Genomic DNA, 12,034 nt, shown 5'->3' with positions numbered 1-12,034 from the left:
CAGTCCCTTGGCTGGCGCAGCCCGTTGGACTTCAGACGCTGCCTGGGCCTGGCTGCTTGATCTTTTCTTCTATGATCTGTTTTGGTCCAGCTTTTTGTCCGCAGCCCCCCCTGGCTTTTCAAAAATTGAAACTGGCGCGGTTCCATTTCCGCGCCTGGCTTTGCCGAGCAGGTGGTGGCTGGTGCTGGGCCGTAGGGCGCGGCCTCCTGGACGCGCCGCTTTGGGAGGCTGAGAAAATGCCGTAGGGGCGGCTATCAGCCGCCCGAGCCTTCTCCCTAGAAGGGAGAAGGTGCCGAGCGTATGCGAGGCGGATGAGGGTGACCTTTTGGCCCGAATCATCTACGGCGGGAGCCCCAAGGGGCCCCTGCGGAGAGATGGAACTATGCGCGTAGGGGCCGATGTCCTCATCGGCCCGCTTCTAGGTAAATTACAGGAGGCGCCGACCTCCTGATTTGCTCCAAATCCCTTGGGAACCCTCCCCGGTCAAAAGACATAGGATGGACGGAAAAAGGAGGGGATCGCATGGCAGAAAAGCGCAGGAAGGAGCCCCTGCCCCAGGTCCAGTGGAAGGAGGAGAAGCGGGTTCTGACCCTGGAGAAAATCCCGGTACTGGAGATGGACCTGTCCGTCCCCCAACTGACAGGGGGCGGCAGGGGAGGGGAGCGGATCAGCCGCTACTACCAGCGGCTGGCGGGGGCCTGGCGGAGCCGATGGAGCCGGGAGAACTATTGGCGGGCCTGCCTGGATCTGGCCCGCTGCCGGGAGGCGTCCCGGCCCTTCCGCCCCTGGACCGCCCGGCTCTCCGGTGAGGTCCTCTTTCAGGATGAGAACACCCTCTCCATCCGCATGGACGCCCGGGAGGTGCGGGGGGACGGCCGCCCCCTCCAGGTGCGCACCGGGGACCTGTGGAAACTGCCCGAGGGGGTTCCTCTGCCGGTGCGGAGCTACTTCCCGGGGGACCGGCGGTGGTGGCTCCATCTGACCCGCAAGCTCCGGGAGCAGGGGGAGGTTCGACGGGCGGCGGGGGACTGCTTTCTGGACCCGGACTTCGGAGGGCGGCTCCGGCGCTGGCTGTCCCCCTACCGGTGCTGCCGCACCCCGGAGGGGCTGGAATTTTACATCCCCCAGTGTGCCCTGGCCCCGCCGGCGGAGGGGGTAGTTACCTTTTCGCTTCCCTTATCGTCAGAGCCGCAGTAAAAACAGCCGCCGGGCGGGAGCCCGGCGGACGATTTTATCATCTCTCGGCAGACAGTTGGCTTATCAGCTCATCCAGGCGGGACTCCCCATAGACGGCGATTCCCTGCTCCTCCAGCAGCTGGGCGGCCACCCCGGAGCCGGGGACCAGGGTGCGGGAGAAGGTCCCGTCATAGATGCTCCCGCGGCCGCAGGAGGGGGAGCGCTCCTTGAGGACCGCCAGGGTGCAGCCGTGTGCCTGGGCAATTTTCAGGGCCTGCTCCGCCCCGGAGCGGTACTCCGCCGTCACATCGACACCCTCCCGGGTGGCCACCCGGCCGTCCGGCCGGCGCTCCGCCGGGGGGCGGGGGGTGGGCAGCCCGCCCAGCACCTCCGGGCAGACGGGGACCAGGGTGTGGCCCTGGGCGCGGAGCCGCTCCAGAGCCGGTTCCAGCTTTCCAGTCCCGTCGTAGCGGCAGGGGGCGCCCAGCAGGCAGGCGCTGATCAGGATGTTCATGGGGGATTCCTCCGATCAAAAAACGGCCCGCTGGATCGCTCCGGCGGGCCGTTTACGCTTTAGTGGGTCAAGTAGTATTTCACCAGGGTCTGCAGCAGTTCGTCCCGGTCCACCTTGCGAATGAGGGCGCGGGCGTTGTTGTGGTTGGTGATATACGTGGGGTCTTCGGAGAGGATGTAGCCGACGATCTGATTGACTGGGTTGTAGCCCTTCTCCTGCAGCGCCTGGTACACAGAGGCCAGGATTGCCTTGATCTCCAAATCCCGCTGGTCGCCCAACCGGAATTTTCGGGTGAAGTCCATCTCGTCCATCGAAAACACCTCCTAGAAATGGGTATGGAACATTTGTGCTTAGTTTACTCCAAAAAGCGGGCGCTGTAAAGGGCAGATGGGGAAATTTTAATAAAAATTTAGAAATGTCCGCCCATTTGCCCCAGGAAAAGGAAAGGCGCGGCCCCTATGGGCCGCGCCATGGATATATGTGAGGGATTACACCAGCTTGGCGCCGTTGACCTTGACGCCGGGGCCCATGGTGGAAGCCACCACGCAGCTCTTGATATACTGGCCCTTGGCGGCGGCGGGCTTGGCCTTCACGATGGCGCCCATGAGGGCGTTGAAGTTCTCAGCCAGCTTCTCGGGGCCGAAGGAGACCTTGCCGATGGGGCAGTGGATGATGTTGGTCTTGTCCAGACGGTACTCCACCTTACCGGCCTTGATCTCGTTGACGGCCTTGGTCACGTCCATGGTGACGGTGCCGGCCTTGGGGGAGGGCATCAGGCCCTTGGGGCCCAGAACCTTACCCAGACGGCCTACAACGCCCATCATGTCGGGGGTGGCCACGACCACGTCGAAGTCGAACCAGTTCTCCTTCTGGATCTTCTCCACCAGGTCCATCTCGCCCACGTAGTCGGCGCCGGCGGCACGGGCCTCGTCGGCCTTGGCGGCCTTGGCGAAGACCAGCACGCGCTGGGTCTTGCCGGTGCCGTGGGGCAGCACGATGGCGCCGCGGACCTGCTGGTCAGCGTGACGGGAGTCGACGCCCAGCTTCACGTGGAGCTCGACGGTCTCGTCAAACTTGGCGGTGGCGGTCTTCACAACCAGATCCATGGCCTCGTTGGTATCGTACAGAGTATTCTTCTCGATCTTCTTGGCGCTCTCCTGATATTTCTTGCCTCTAAACATTGTTTACACCCTCCTTACTCGCCCACGACGACGCCCATGGAGCGGGCAGTACCGGCGATCATGCTCATGGCGGCCTCGATGCTGGCGGCGTTCAGGTCGGGCATCTTGGTCTCCGCGATCTTGCGCACATCCTCCTTGCTGATGGTGGCCACCTTGGTCTTGTTGGGCACACCGGAGCCGGACTCGATGTTGCAGGCCTTCTTGATCAGCACCGCAGCGGGGGGAGTCTTGGTCACGAAGGTGAAGGAGCGGTCGGCGTACACAGTGATGATGACGGGGATGATCATGCCCACGTCGTTCTTGGTGCGCTCATTGAACTCCTTGGTAAAAGCAGCGATGTTCACGCCGTGCTGGCCCAGGGCGGGGCCGACCGGGGGGGCGGGAGTCGCCTTGCCGGCGGGGATCTGAAGTTTTACATATCCAGTTACTTTCTGTGCCACGAAAGAGCACCTCCATTGAAAAAATGTGGTTGAATAGGACGCTCTGCGTCCGGTTTGGCGGGACGGACGGCGCCGTCCCTCCCACGTCATGCGGCTTGACGCCGCGGGGGAGCCAGCCGGGATCTCTTACCGGCCGATGGGCTCCACCTGGTTCAGCTCCAGCTCTACGGGGGTCTCCCGTCCGAACATGGAGACGACCACCCGGACCTTGCCCCGGTCCAGGTCGACCTCTTCCACGGTGCCCAGGAAGGACTCCAGGGCGCCGTCGGTGATCTTCACACTGTCGCCGGCCTGATAGCCGACCACGATTTCACGCTTCTCCACGCCCAGAGCGGCCACGTCCTCCTCGGACAGGGGGATGGCGTTGTTCCCCTCGCCCAGGAAACCGGTGACGCCCCGGATGTTCCGGATCACGTGCCAGGTCTCGTCGTTCATCACCATCTTGACCAGCACATAGCCGGGGAACACCTTGCGCTCCACTTCCTTGGGACCGTTGTCGGTGATCTCGGTGACCGTCTCCATGGGGATGCTGATCTCATGGATCACATCCTGCAGGTGGCGGTTTTCCACGTACTTCTCGATGGTGGCCTTCACCGTGTTCTCATAGCCGGAGTAGGTATGGACCACATACCAATTCAGATTGTCAGCCATGCCGCTCACCTGACTTTAGGAAAACAGGTGGAACAGCGCCCGAATCAGAGCGCCAGCCACCGCGTCAAACAGCCAGATGAAGATGCCCACGAAGACCACACAGGCAATAACGATCAGGGTGTTGTTGAGGGTCTGCTTTCTGGTGGGCCAGACGACCTTCTTCAACTCGACCTTCAGCTCGTGGAACCAGCGGCCGATGCGGGCAAAGACGCCGGGCTTCTTCTCGGACTTCTTGTCCTTCTTGGCCTTGTCGGCCTTGCTGGAAGCAGGCTGGGTGTTCTGCTCCACTTTTTCGTTCTCAGCCATTCTGACTACCCTTCTTTCCTTTCAGCCGTTCCAGTGGGATCACTTCGTCTCATTGTGGACGGTGTGCTTTCTGCAGAAGGGGCAGTACTTGTTCAGCTCCAGACGGTCAGGGGTATTCTTCTTGTTCTTCATGGTGTTGTAGTTTCTCTGCTTGCACTCAGAGCACCGCAGGGTGATCTTAATGCGCGCGCCGGCTTTGCTTGCCATAGGTTCGGCACCTCCTTATTGTTTTGCGGGGCGCTCCCCGCTTTCACAGCCGCGGCAACGAAAAAACGCCGGACGCGGCCTGCGGCCGAATCCAGCGTCGCACAAGCGCAGAGAGGAACCTCTGCGCAAAGAGACGGTACGGTGGGGTCCGGCCATTGCCTCCCTGTGTTCCGGTCAGCCGGAGGAGGGGGTCGGAGCGCATGACACCGTAAAAATGCGCACGACAAAAAAGCCCCTTTCACAGGTAATTGATACTCTACCACGTTTCCACCGGCCTGTCAAGCACTTTTTTGTCCGGGACAAAATTTTTGAAAACCGGAAACCAGAGGCGGGGAATCTGTGTTATAAAGGGTGAGACGCGTTTCAAAGCAGAAGGGAGGCGGCGGACATTCAGGAGCAGGAGATCATGCAGAGACTGCGCCGGGGGGACCCGGCGGGGCTGGAGGCCATGATGGACCGGTACACCCCTTACCTGTCGGCCATCGCGGCCCGGGTCCTGCCCGGGCGGCCCCAGGACTGGGAGGAGCTGACGGCCGACGTATTTCTGGCCGCCTGGGAGAACCGGAGGAAGCTCCAGCCGGAGAAGGTGAAGGGGTGGCTGGCGGTGACCATGCGGAACCGGTGCATCAACCGGCTGAGGGCTCTCCGGGAGGAGGAGCTGCCTCTGGAGGAGGACCTCCTCACCCTCTCGGCGGACAGCCCCCAGCGGGCGTTGGAGGACCAGGAGGCCGCCCGGCTGGTGCGGGAGGCCCTGGAAACCCTGGACCGGACGGACCGGGAGCTCTTTGTCCGCCGGTACTACTACGGACAGACCGTGGCCCGGGCGGCGGAGGAGATGGGATTGAACCTGTCCACCGCCAAGAGCCGCCTGCGCCGGGGGCGGGAGAAATTAAAGGAACTGCTGGGAAAGGCGGGGTATGAATTTGAAGCGGATTGACCTATTTCAACTGATGAACGCCTTCCAGGACGAGGAATTTGAGCCCAAGGAGGAGTGCTTTGTGGACGAGAACAAGGTAAAAGAGACCGTGCTGGCCCAGGTGCGGCAGAAAAAGCGGAAAGGCCGAACGGTTCTGGTGCTGGCGGCGGCCCTGGCCGCCTGTCTGGCCCTGGCCGGGTGGAGCTATGGAGAACAGATTTATCAATTTTTCTCTGGAGGATGGGTGTCCATCGGTGGTGCAGACGATGGCCCTACGATGGCAATGTCAAATGGCCTGGACGAGAACGGCGAGCCCACCATTATCTCTCTGGAGAATGGCCGGTTGTGGTTTGTGGCCGACGGTCAGCGGGTAGACGTGACCAGCCAAGTGAATGAAAATACTCCTTACGTTTGGACGCAGTGGGAAAAGAATGGAGGGCTTCACTACATCATCGTGGGAGGAACCCCGGAAGACTACGGCTGGTTTGAGGGAATCGAACTTCCCGGCGACAGCGGCGGAGGGAGTGGAATGTTCCACAGCCGGGAGGACATCCCCTGGGGGGAGTTTGTTCAGGACCCGGACTGGTACAGAGCAGGCCTGAGCCAGGTAGAGGAACTGTGGGAGTCGCAAAACGGATAAAGCATGGCAGGGGGCAGGGCGCGGGGGACCGCGCCCTGTTTTTGTACACGGGCGGGCGGCCCGGTGTGCCGCCCCTACGGCGTATTTGCAAGTCATCCGTTTTTATGGTAGGGGCCGGTCCCAGACCGGCCCGCGTCTCAAGAGCGCACCCTCATCCGCCCCAGTGTGCGCACTGGGGCACCTTCCCCCTGAAAGGGGGAAGGCTTGACAGAAATTGCACCGGGAACGATAGTTCGGAACATGCAGGCGCGGAAGTGGAACCGCACCAACAACAATTTTGGGAATGCCAGGGCCCAGTGGCCCGGCGGGAATTTAGACACTCACTCAGATTTTGCGCGCCGGAAATTCTGCAATTCTTAACAGGTACGCGTTCCCCGTAACGGGGTCCGGGGAAAGGCGACTATGAGCACGAAGTGCTCATCGGAGCCGTCCCCGGCGGCGTTTTGGTGACTTTGCCGCCGCGGGCAAAGTCACTCGCCGCCCGCAGGCGGCGAAACTCCCCCCGTGAGAAAAACCGCTCCACCTTGTTTTAAAAGAAAAACCCTGCTACAATACGGAAGTCGAAATCCAAACAGGGAGGGGGAAAGACCATGGAACAGTACCGCCTGGTGGCCACGCCCGAGGGCCCCATCACCTACCGTCTGGTAAAAAAACGGGTGAAAAACCTGAACCTCCGTCTGGACCGGGCGGGGGAAGTAGTCCTCTCCGTCCCCCTGCGGTGCCCGGCGGAGCGGGCGGACGCCTTTGTGATCGAGAAAAGCGGGTGGATCGTGGGCCACCTCCCCCGACCGGAGGAGGCTCCGCCCCTGATGCCGGAGCCGGACCGGAGGGAGTGCGCCCGCCTGCTGGAGGAGGCCGTCCTGCGGGTCTACCCCCTGGTGGCCGGAAGCGGCGTGTCCATGCCCCAGATAAAACTGCGGAAGATGAAAAGTCAGTGGGGCAACTGCCACTACCGGCAGGGGTACATCACCCTGAACACCGCCCTGGCCCGCTGTCCGGAATTTCTGAGAGACTATGTGGCCCTCCACGAGCTGGTCCACTTCCTCCACCACGACCACGGCCCCGGCTTCTACGCGGCCATGGACGCAAGGATGCCGGACTGGCGGAAACGGCGGCAGGACTTGAAGCGATATGCTCAGGCCCTTGTGCTGTAAAGAGAATTGACCTGACAGGAACCCCGCTCCCATCTCGGTGGAGAGCGAGGTTTTGTATTTCTTAAATTTATCGAAAAACAATAAAAATATATTGACAAACAGTTTTTGCCGTGTTATTCTGCGGTCAAGCGAAAGGGGGAATTTTCCATGGAACAGACGAATGTACAGAAGCTGGCGAAGGTCTTGAATGTTCTGGTGACCATCACCTTTGCGGCCAATATTTTGGCGATCATCTTGATCCCCGGACTTTTGGCCCACGACCCCTACAATTTGATCGGCGGGGCGAGGGATTTTCTGGACTCCGTCGTCTATGCGGGGGAGGACGACATCGTCTTTGCCGGAGTGTTTGCCGTGGTGTTCGGATGGATCTTTGTGTGGATGGACCCTGTGACCTTTCAGCTGGGCGGGAGCCTGTTCCTCCTGTTCTGCGGTCTGTGCTCCGCCTGTATGCTGCGGCAGGCCCATTGGATTTTGAATACCGTTCAGGAGGGAAATCCCTTCCAGATGCGGAATGCCAAGTCTATGAATCGGGCGGCTCTGTGCTGCTGGGGGATCAGCGGGGCGGCGCTGATCCGGTTTCTATGGGAGATATTTACCTTGAAAAATATGGCGCCCATGTTTACCTACAATGCCCTGGCCATTCCGGTGTTTTTCATGGGCGGCCTGCTGTTCCTGGTCATGTCCGCCCTGTTCCGCCAGGCGGCGGAGCTCCAGGAGGACCAGGACCTGACCATCTGAGGGGGCGGGAGAACATGGGAATTGTGGTAAATCTGGACGTGATGATGGCCAAGCGGAAGATGTCCCTGGGGGAACTGGCCCAGAAAGTGGACATCACCATGGCCAACCTGTCCATTTTGAAGAACAACAAGGCCCGGGCGGTGCGCTTCTCCACCCTGGAGGCCATCTGCAAGGCCCTGGACTGCCAGCCGGGGGATATTCTGGAGTACGTGCCTGATGGGGAGGAGGGGTGACATGGGCGGCCTGCTGATGGTGAAGGCGGCGGCATACGGGTGGCTGGGCGGCCTGATTGCGGCTCCATTTCTGTGGCTCCCCGCCTTGGGCGTGAGCGTCTGGATCCTGGTCCGGGAGCCGCGTTCCCGAGCGGTGCTGCTGCCTCTGGCGGCGGCCTGGGGGCTGTGCCTGCCGCTGCTGTGGCATATGATGGCCGGGGACCGGATATCCACCCTCCGCAACTGGATCGTTACTGGGCCGGTCTATCTGCTGGCCGCCCTGTCCATCGCCCTGCTGATTGGAACGGCCTGGTACGCTATGCGCCAGATGGACAGGCGGTGGAAAAAGCGGCTGCTGGAAGTGGGAGCCGCCCTGTCGGTCTGGGCAGTGGTGAGCTGGGGATTTCTGCTCCTGGTTTTTACCGCCCGGCCGGAGACGGTGGGGCAGTGGCAGGGACAGAAAGTGGTGATGCAGAAGGTTACCTGGATGGAGACCGACTACAACTATTACGCTTACCACGGCCCCTTCTGTTTGGGGGAGTACCTGGGTGAATCTCTGGAGCCCTGGGGAGAGGACCTGGGCTGACAGACGGGGATCATTTTGAAGTGGATGCCTGACGAGGAGACGTGAGTATATGGGCGAAAATGTACTTCAGCTTCTGGTCTATGCCCTTCTTCTGGGAATTACGCTATTTTTAGCGGCTGTCCCGGCCATTTTAGTGGGGGCGTGGCGGCAGCGGCCATTTCCCTGGAAAATATTCTTTCTGACACTGTGCCTGATGGCGGGGTATGCCGCCTGGATTTGGGGACACCCATGGGTGACCTGCCAAAAAGATCTGGAGAAGCCTGTGACCCAGGAACAGCGGGAGAAGCTGAGGACATTCTGGGGCGGGTTTTATTCCCAGCGGGTCCCCCTTTTGGCCCACCATATTGTGGTTCAGGAGAATGGAGAAGATGGGCTTGAGGCAACAGTTTCCTATTTGTGGTTTGGTTCCATCGGGGTCGGCCTTGACTCGGAGGGATTGCCATCCATCACAAAACCGCTGAGCGGTCTTTGACCAGGAGAGAAACGCCTATGAATCGAAAACGAGTGCGCCGAATTTCCCTGATTGTGGTCCTGATTTTGATGCTGGGCACGCTTTGGACCGCCCTCCAGGGCGGGCCAAAGTCCCGGGAGCATGCCGCTGCGCTGTTTCAGCAGAACCGGTCCGCCTTTGATTCTGCCGCCGCCCAGGCGGTGGAGCGGGGGAGCGGCCAGGGAATATCCCGTCCTCCGGGGGTGCAGGACGTGAGCTTTTGGGACTATGAGGGGGCCGCGGTGGAATTTTCCATGGGCGGCTCCGGCCTGGGGTCCTCCACAACATACTGGGGTATCCAATACGTGCCCTCCGGGGAGCGGCTGGGCTTTCAGGGCTCGCGGCTGGAGGGCTGGATTTCCGACGGGGACGGCTGGCGCTGGGAGGAGAGCGGCGGGGACAACCGCTGTTACATTCAGGAGCTGGACGAGCGCTGGTACTACTATGAGATGGAATTTTAGGGGGCGGCGGCCGTGAGAAAATGGAGCTTCTGGGGTCTGATGTGTCTTGTGTCGCTGTTTCACTGGCTTTGCTTTTTTCAGGGGACCTTGGAGGCATTCAACAAGGGCATTCCCGGGGTGGACAATCAGGGCGCCCTGCTGTTCATTCCCGCTTTCTGGGTGATGGCCGCCGCGGCCCTCATTGTTTTTGCGCTTTGGACGCTCTGGATCGGACGGGCCTGGATCGAGAGAGGGTACCGGTTTTCCCTGTCCGGAATGATCTTCTTTGCCCGCCGGAGCCGCCGGGAGAAGCGGTGGGGAGCGGTGTTTTTTCTGCTCACCGGGGTGCTGGTGTGGAGAGGGCTCCTCCTGATCCATCCCTCCGACCTCTGGACCGCCCTGTACCTGGCGTCCGGACTGGTGCTGTTCCTCCTGTTCTACTTCTGGCTCCAGGCGGGCGGAGAGCGGGGCGTGGTGGTCGTACAGCTGATGTGCGCCCTGCTGGCCTGTGCCGTCTGGCTGCTGCTGGCCGGAAGTTGAGCCGTTTCAGCGCCCTGCTTTCAGCAGATGGAGGAGAAGAGATAAGATGCCCTGTTTTGAATCGGATTTGTACTTGGACGGTATGAAAGCCTGTAAGAAAGGAGCATGTACAATGAGACGGGTGGGTGGGATAGCGGCGGTTCTCCTGCTGGCCGGAGCGGTCTGCTCCGGCTGTTCCGCCGGAGTTTTGGGGACCGAGGACCCCGATCTGGTGGTGTACAACGACAGTACGGCCATTCTGGGTAGCATTTCGGTATCCGGTGAGGAGGAGAGCCAGTCCGTCTCTCTGGCGGATGGCCATCCGCTGGAGCGGGGAGAGAGCTACGGCTTCGAGGTGGACGAACTTGGGCCAGTGTGGGTGGAGCTGTGGGACCTGGATGGAAACCAGGTGGGCCGCCGCCGGGTCAATCTGGGGGAGGAGCGGGTGTATGTCACCCTGGAGGAGCACAGCCGCATGACCGTCGGGACGGCGGAGCCGTGGAGGAATTGAGGGATGGAGCATTTGCTGGACGCTCTGCTGACAGTCTTTATCCCTGCGGCGGCTGTGCTGCTGGCGGCGGCTGTGTACTGCCTGCTGCCCGGCCGGGTGGCTTGTGAGCCGAAGTCCCGGCGGGCGCTGGGCTGGGTGCTGGTTCTGTTCCTGGCGGTGTCTCTTCTCCAGCTGACGGGGGAGTTTACGCTGGCAATGTTCGGTCTGGCCTGGCGGCCCTGGGTGCGCTCCCTGTTTGCGGGAGCGCTGGGGCTACTGACTTTCCTCGGCGTGTTTCAAATTTTGGGATGTTATTTGGAACAGAGGGATACGCCCCGGCTGGCACACCAGATTGTGGTCGGGGTCAGCGGACTGGTGGTAATTGCCTATCTGGTAACAGTTGGACTCCCTAGTTGGTTTCTCGCCATCCGCCCAGAGCGGACGGTGACCTGGCGGGACCGGACGCTGGTGGAGGAGGACCAGGGGTTCCTGGACCCGGATTATGTCTATTACGCCTGGTGCGGCCCTCTGGTCCGGGGGCTGGAGCCGCTGGACCTGGGGCTGGAGTATGGGGAGCGCCTTCCTTAGGCCATGTTTGAAAAAAGTCAATATGCCCAAACGGCGGTTCTTTTTCCGCCATACTGCGTTGATTTTCCTCGCAATACACAAAGTATTGCCGCGTCAAATCGCCTTGTCTGGCGAAAAAATTCCTCGCCGTTGGACACATTTCCAATTTTCAAACAAGGCCTAGAGCCGCCAGCCAAATACGGCCGCTGGAAATGACGGTCATGGGGGAAAATCAAACATGGAACAGGTATGGTTTCTTTTCTTGTATGGTTGGGTCCCCGCGGCCCTTGTGGTCCTATGGGAGGCGGTGCGCTGCCTGCGCACGGACTGGCGGGGCGAGTGGAAGTTTCTGGCCTGGATGCTGGGGCTGCTGGCGGCGGACCTGATTTTGTGGCTTATAGGGAAGCCGGTGCTGGCCGCTTTTGGCCTGGCCTGGCGGTCGTGGCTGGTGTCTTTTCTTCAGGGAGCGGCCTTGGTGCTGGCGGTGGTCTGGACGCTGCTGGTGGGCCTCTCCGTCCTCTGCCGGGATGAGGCGTATTCCGTAGTAAGAAAAGTCATTCTGGGCGTCAGTATTTGTGTTGTGATTGGCTCTGCGGTCACGGAAGGCCTTTTTTTCTGGACTTTTTCCACGGTGGAAGAGCGGGTGGTTACCTACCAGGACCAGATGCTGGTGGAGGAGGACAGAGGATTTCTGGACCACCGTTATGTGTATTATGAGTACCATGGCCCCCTGGTCCGGGGGGCGAGATCGGTGGACGTGGGAGTGCCGTATGGCGAGTGCCTGCAAGAGGACGAATGACGAAAGAA

20 protein-coding genes are annotated in these 12,034 nt (G+C 60.9%); 13 read left to right on the top strand and 7 right to left on the bottom strand.

Annotated features, from left to right (window positions below):
* The first annotated feature begins 522 nt into the window (after nucleotides 1-522).
* A complete protein-coding gene (locus B5F19_RS02580; RefSeq protein WP_087287576.1) occupies nucleotides 523-1,197 on the top strand; it encodes a DUF3298 and DUF4163 domain-containing protein in 675 nt (224 codons plus the stop codon).
* 37 nt (nucleotides 1,198-1,234) lie between these two features.
* Here B5F19_RS02580 and B5F19_RS02575 read toward each other — a convergent pair whose 3' ends face one another.
* From B5F19_RS02575 to rpmG, 7 genes are all read right to left on the bottom strand, one after another.
* Nucleotides 1,235-1,690: a DUF523 domain-containing protein gene (locus B5F19_RS02575; RefSeq protein WP_087287573.1), complete on the bottom strand. Its 456-nt coding sequence runs from the start codon at nucleotides 1,688-1,690 to the stop codon at nucleotides 1,235-1,237.
* 59 nt (nucleotides 1,691-1,749) lie between these two features.
* Complete coding sequence (locus B5F19_RS02570; protein WP_087287571.1) at nucleotides 1,750-2,001, bottom strand: IreB family regulatory phosphoprotein; 252 nt, start codon at nucleotides 1,999-2,001, stop codon at nucleotides 1,750-1,752.
* A gap of 177 nt (nucleotides 2,002-2,178) precedes the next feature.
* A complete protein-coding gene (gene rplA, locus B5F19_RS02565) occupies nucleotides 2,179-2,871 on the bottom strand; it encodes a 50S ribosomal protein L1 (protein WP_087287568.1) in 693 nt (230 codons plus the stop codon).
* Nucleotides 2,872-2,885: 14 nt separating this feature from the next.
* The gene (gene rplK / locus B5F19_RS02560; RefSeq protein WP_087287566.1) at nucleotides 2,886-3,311 is read right to left on the bottom strand and encodes a 50S ribosomal protein L11; all 426 of its coding nucleotides are present in this window, start codon (nucleotides 3,309-3,311) and stop codon (nucleotides 2,886-2,888) included.
* 126 nt (nucleotides 3,312-3,437) lie between these two features.
* Nucleotides 3,438-3,962 (bottom strand): transcription termination/antitermination protein NusG, encoded by a 525-nt coding sequence (gene nusG, locus B5F19_RS02555; RefSeq protein ID WP_087287563.1) that lies wholly within the window; start codon nucleotides 3,960-3,962, stop codon nucleotides 3,438-3,440.
* A gap of 15 nt (nucleotides 3,963-3,977) precedes the next feature.
* Nucleotides 3,978-4,268, bottom strand: a complete 291-nt coding sequence (gene secE / locus B5F19_RS02550) for a preprotein translocase subunit SecE (RefSeq protein WP_087287560.1) — start codon at nucleotides 4,266-4,268, stop codon at nucleotides 3,978-3,980.
* 39 nt (nucleotides 4,269-4,307) lie between these two features.
* Complete coding sequence (rpmG, locus tag B5F19_RS02545; RefSeq protein ID WP_008980220.1) at nucleotides 4,308-4,475, bottom strand: 50S ribosomal protein L33; 168 nt, start codon at nucleotides 4,473-4,475, stop codon at nucleotides 4,308-4,310.
* A 406-nt stretch (nucleotides 4,476-4,881) separates the two neighbouring features.
* Here rpmG and B5F19_RS02540 point away from each other — a divergent pair, with 406 nt between their 5' ends.
* The 12 genes from B5F19_RS02540 (at nucleotide 4,882) to B5F19_RS02485 (ending at nucleotide 12,026) form a co-directional block, all read left to right on the top strand.
* Nucleotides 4,882-5,412, top strand: coding sequence for a sigma-70 family RNA polymerase sigma factor (locus tag B5F19_RS02540; RefSeq protein ID WP_087287558.1), 531 nt, complete (start codon nucleotides 4,882-4,884; stop codon nucleotides 5,410-5,412).
* Complete coding sequence (locus tag B5F19_RS02535) at nucleotides 5,399-6,031, top strand: hypothetical protein (protein ID WP_087287555.1); 633 nt, start codon at nucleotides 5,399-5,401, stop codon at nucleotides 6,029-6,031. The genes B5F19_RS02540 and B5F19_RS02535 overlap by 14 nt, the downstream gene beginning before the upstream one ends.
* A 590-nt stretch (nucleotides 6,032-6,621) precedes the next feature.
* Entirely contained in the window at nucleotides 6,622-7,185 is a 564-nt protein-coding gene (locus tag B5F19_RS02530; protein ID WP_087287552.1) for a YgjP-like metallopeptidase domain-containing protein, read from the top strand.
* Nucleotides 7,186-7,332: 147 nt separating this feature from the next.
* The gene (locus B5F19_RS02525; RefSeq protein ID WP_087287549.1) at nucleotides 7,333-7,923 is read left to right on the top strand and encodes a DUF2975 domain-containing protein; all 591 of its coding nucleotides are present in this window, start codon (nucleotides 7,333-7,335) and stop codon (nucleotides 7,921-7,923) included.
* Nucleotides 7,924-7,937: 14 nt separating this feature from the next.
* The gene (locus B5F19_RS02520; protein ID WP_087287547.1) at nucleotides 7,938-8,156 is read left to right on the top strand and encodes a helix-turn-helix transcriptional regulator; all 219 of its coding nucleotides are present in this window, start codon (nucleotides 7,938-7,940) and stop codon (nucleotides 8,154-8,156) included.
* Nucleotide 8,157: 1 nt separating this feature from the next.
* Nucleotides 8,158-8,721, top strand: coding sequence for a hypothetical protein (locus B5F19_RS02515; RefSeq protein ID WP_087287544.1), 564 nt, complete (start codon nucleotides 8,158-8,160; stop codon nucleotides 8,719-8,721).
* A gap of 49 nt (nucleotides 8,722-8,770) precedes the next feature.
* Nucleotides 8,771-9,193 carry a hypothetical protein gene (locus tag B5F19_RS02510; protein ID WP_087287541.1) on the top strand — a complete coding sequence of 141 codons (423 nt, stop codon included), beginning with the start codon at nucleotides 8,771-8,773 and terminating at the stop codon, nucleotides 9,191-9,193.
* Nucleotides 9,194-9,210: 17 nt separating this feature from the next.
* A complete protein-coding gene (locus B5F19_RS02505; RefSeq protein WP_087287539.1) occupies nucleotides 9,211-9,672 on the top strand; it encodes a hypothetical protein in 462 nt (153 codons plus the stop codon).
* A 12-nt stretch (nucleotides 9,673-9,684) separates the two neighbouring features.
* The gene (locus B5F19_RS02500; protein ID WP_140394144.1) at nucleotides 9,685-10,191 is read left to right on the top strand and encodes a hypothetical protein; all 507 of its coding nucleotides are present in this window, start codon (nucleotides 9,685-9,687) and stop codon (nucleotides 10,189-10,191) included.
* Between the two features lie 112 nt (nucleotides 10,192-10,303).
* Nucleotides 10,304-10,681 carry a hypothetical protein gene (locus B5F19_RS02495; RefSeq protein WP_087287534.1) on the top strand — a complete coding sequence of 126 codons (378 nt, stop codon included), beginning with the start codon at nucleotides 10,304-10,306 and terminating at the stop codon, nucleotides 10,679-10,681.
* A 3-nt stretch (nucleotides 10,682-10,684) separates the two neighbouring features.
* Nucleotides 10,685-11,248, top strand: coding sequence for a hypothetical protein (locus B5F19_RS02490; protein ID WP_087287532.1), 564 nt, complete (start codon nucleotides 10,685-10,687; stop codon nucleotides 11,246-11,248).
* Between the two features lie 217 nt (nucleotides 11,249-11,465).
* Nucleotides 11,466-12,026, top strand: coding sequence for a hypothetical protein (locus tag B5F19_RS02485; RefSeq protein WP_087287528.1), 561 nt, complete (start codon nucleotides 11,466-11,468; stop codon nucleotides 12,024-12,026).
* Nucleotides 12,027-12,034: the final 8 nt, after the last annotated feature.

The organism is Pseudoflavonifractor sp. An184 (assembly GCF_002160305.1).
Taxonomy (GTDB): domain Bacteria; phylum Bacillota; class Clostridia; order Oscillospirales; family Oscillospiraceae; genus Lawsonibacter; species Lawsonibacter pullicola.
The sequence above is the reverse complement of the archived record's forward strand: the minus strand, read 5'-3'. Positions and strand labels throughout refer to the sequence as shown.

What these genes read in the sequence shown, in the direction of transcription:
- B5F19_RS02540 (WP_087287558.1), top strand. Translation starts at nt 4,882, where the DNA reads ATGCAGAGACTGCGCCGGGGGGACCCGGCGGGGCTGGAGGCCATGATG.
- secE (WP_087287560.1), bottom strand. Translation starts at nt 4,268, where the DNA reads ATGGCTGAGAACGAAAAAGTGGAGCAGAACACCCAGCCTGCTTCCAGC.
- B5F19_RS02575 (WP_087287573.1), bottom strand. Translation starts at nt 1,690, where the DNA reads ATGAACATCCTGATCAGCGCCTGCCTGCTGGGCGCCCCCTGCCGCTAC.
- nusG (WP_087287563.1), bottom strand. Translation starts at nt 3,962, where the DNA reads ATGGCTGACAATCTGAATTGGTATGTGGTCCATACCTACTCCGGCTAT.
- B5F19_RS02515 (WP_087287544.1), top strand. Translation starts at nt 8,158, where the DNA reads ATGGGCGGCCTGCTGATGGTGAAGGCGGCGGCATACGGGTGGCTGGGC.
- B5F19_RS02570 (WP_087287571.1), bottom strand. Translation starts at nt 2,001, where the DNA reads ATGGACGAGATGGACTTCACCCGAAAATTCCGGTTGGGCGACCAGCGG.
- B5F19_RS02495 (WP_087287534.1), top strand. Translation starts at nt 10,304, where the DNA reads ATGAGACGGGTGGGTGGGATAGCGGCGGTTCTCCTGCTGGCCGGAGCG.
- rplA (WP_087287568.1), bottom strand. Translation starts at nt 2,871, where the DNA reads ATGTTTAGAGGCAAGAAATATCAGGAGAGCGCCAAGAAGATCGAGAAG.
- B5F19_RS02525 (WP_087287549.1), top strand. Translation starts at nt 7,333, where the DNA reads ATGGAACAGACGAATGTACAGAAGCTGGCGAAGGTCTTGAATGTTCTG.
- B5F19_RS02520 (WP_087287547.1), top strand. Translation starts at nt 7,938, where the DNA reads ATGGGAATTGTGGTAAATCTGGACGTGATGATGGCCAAGCGGAAGATG.
- B5F19_RS02580 (WP_087287576.1), top strand. Translation starts at nt 523, where the DNA reads ATGGCAGAAAAGCGCAGGAAGGAGCCCCTGCCCCAGGTCCAGTGGAAG.
- B5F19_RS02505 (WP_087287539.1), top strand. Translation starts at nt 9,211, where the DNA reads ATGAATCGAAAACGAGTGCGCCGAATTTCCCTGATTGTGGTCCTGATT.
- B5F19_RS02510 (WP_087287541.1), top strand. Translation starts at nt 8,771, where the DNA reads ATGGGCGAAAATGTACTTCAGCTTCTGGTCTATGCCCTTCTTCTGGGA.
- rpmG (WP_008980220.1), bottom strand. Translation starts at nt 4,475, where the DNA reads ATGGCAAGCAAAGCCGGCGCGCGCATTAAGATCACCCTGCGGTGCTCT.
- B5F19_RS02530 (WP_087287552.1), top strand. Translation starts at nt 6,622, where the DNA reads ATGGAACAGTACCGCCTGGTGGCCACGCCCGAGGGCCCCATCACCTAC.
- B5F19_RS02490 (WP_087287532.1), top strand. Translation starts at nt 10,685, where the DNA reads ATGGAGCATTTGCTGGACGCTCTGCTGACAGTCTTTATCCCTGCGGCG.
- B5F19_RS02485 (WP_087287528.1), top strand. Translation starts at nt 11,466, where the DNA reads ATGGAACAGGTATGGTTTCTTTTCTTGTATGGTTGGGTCCCCGCGGCC.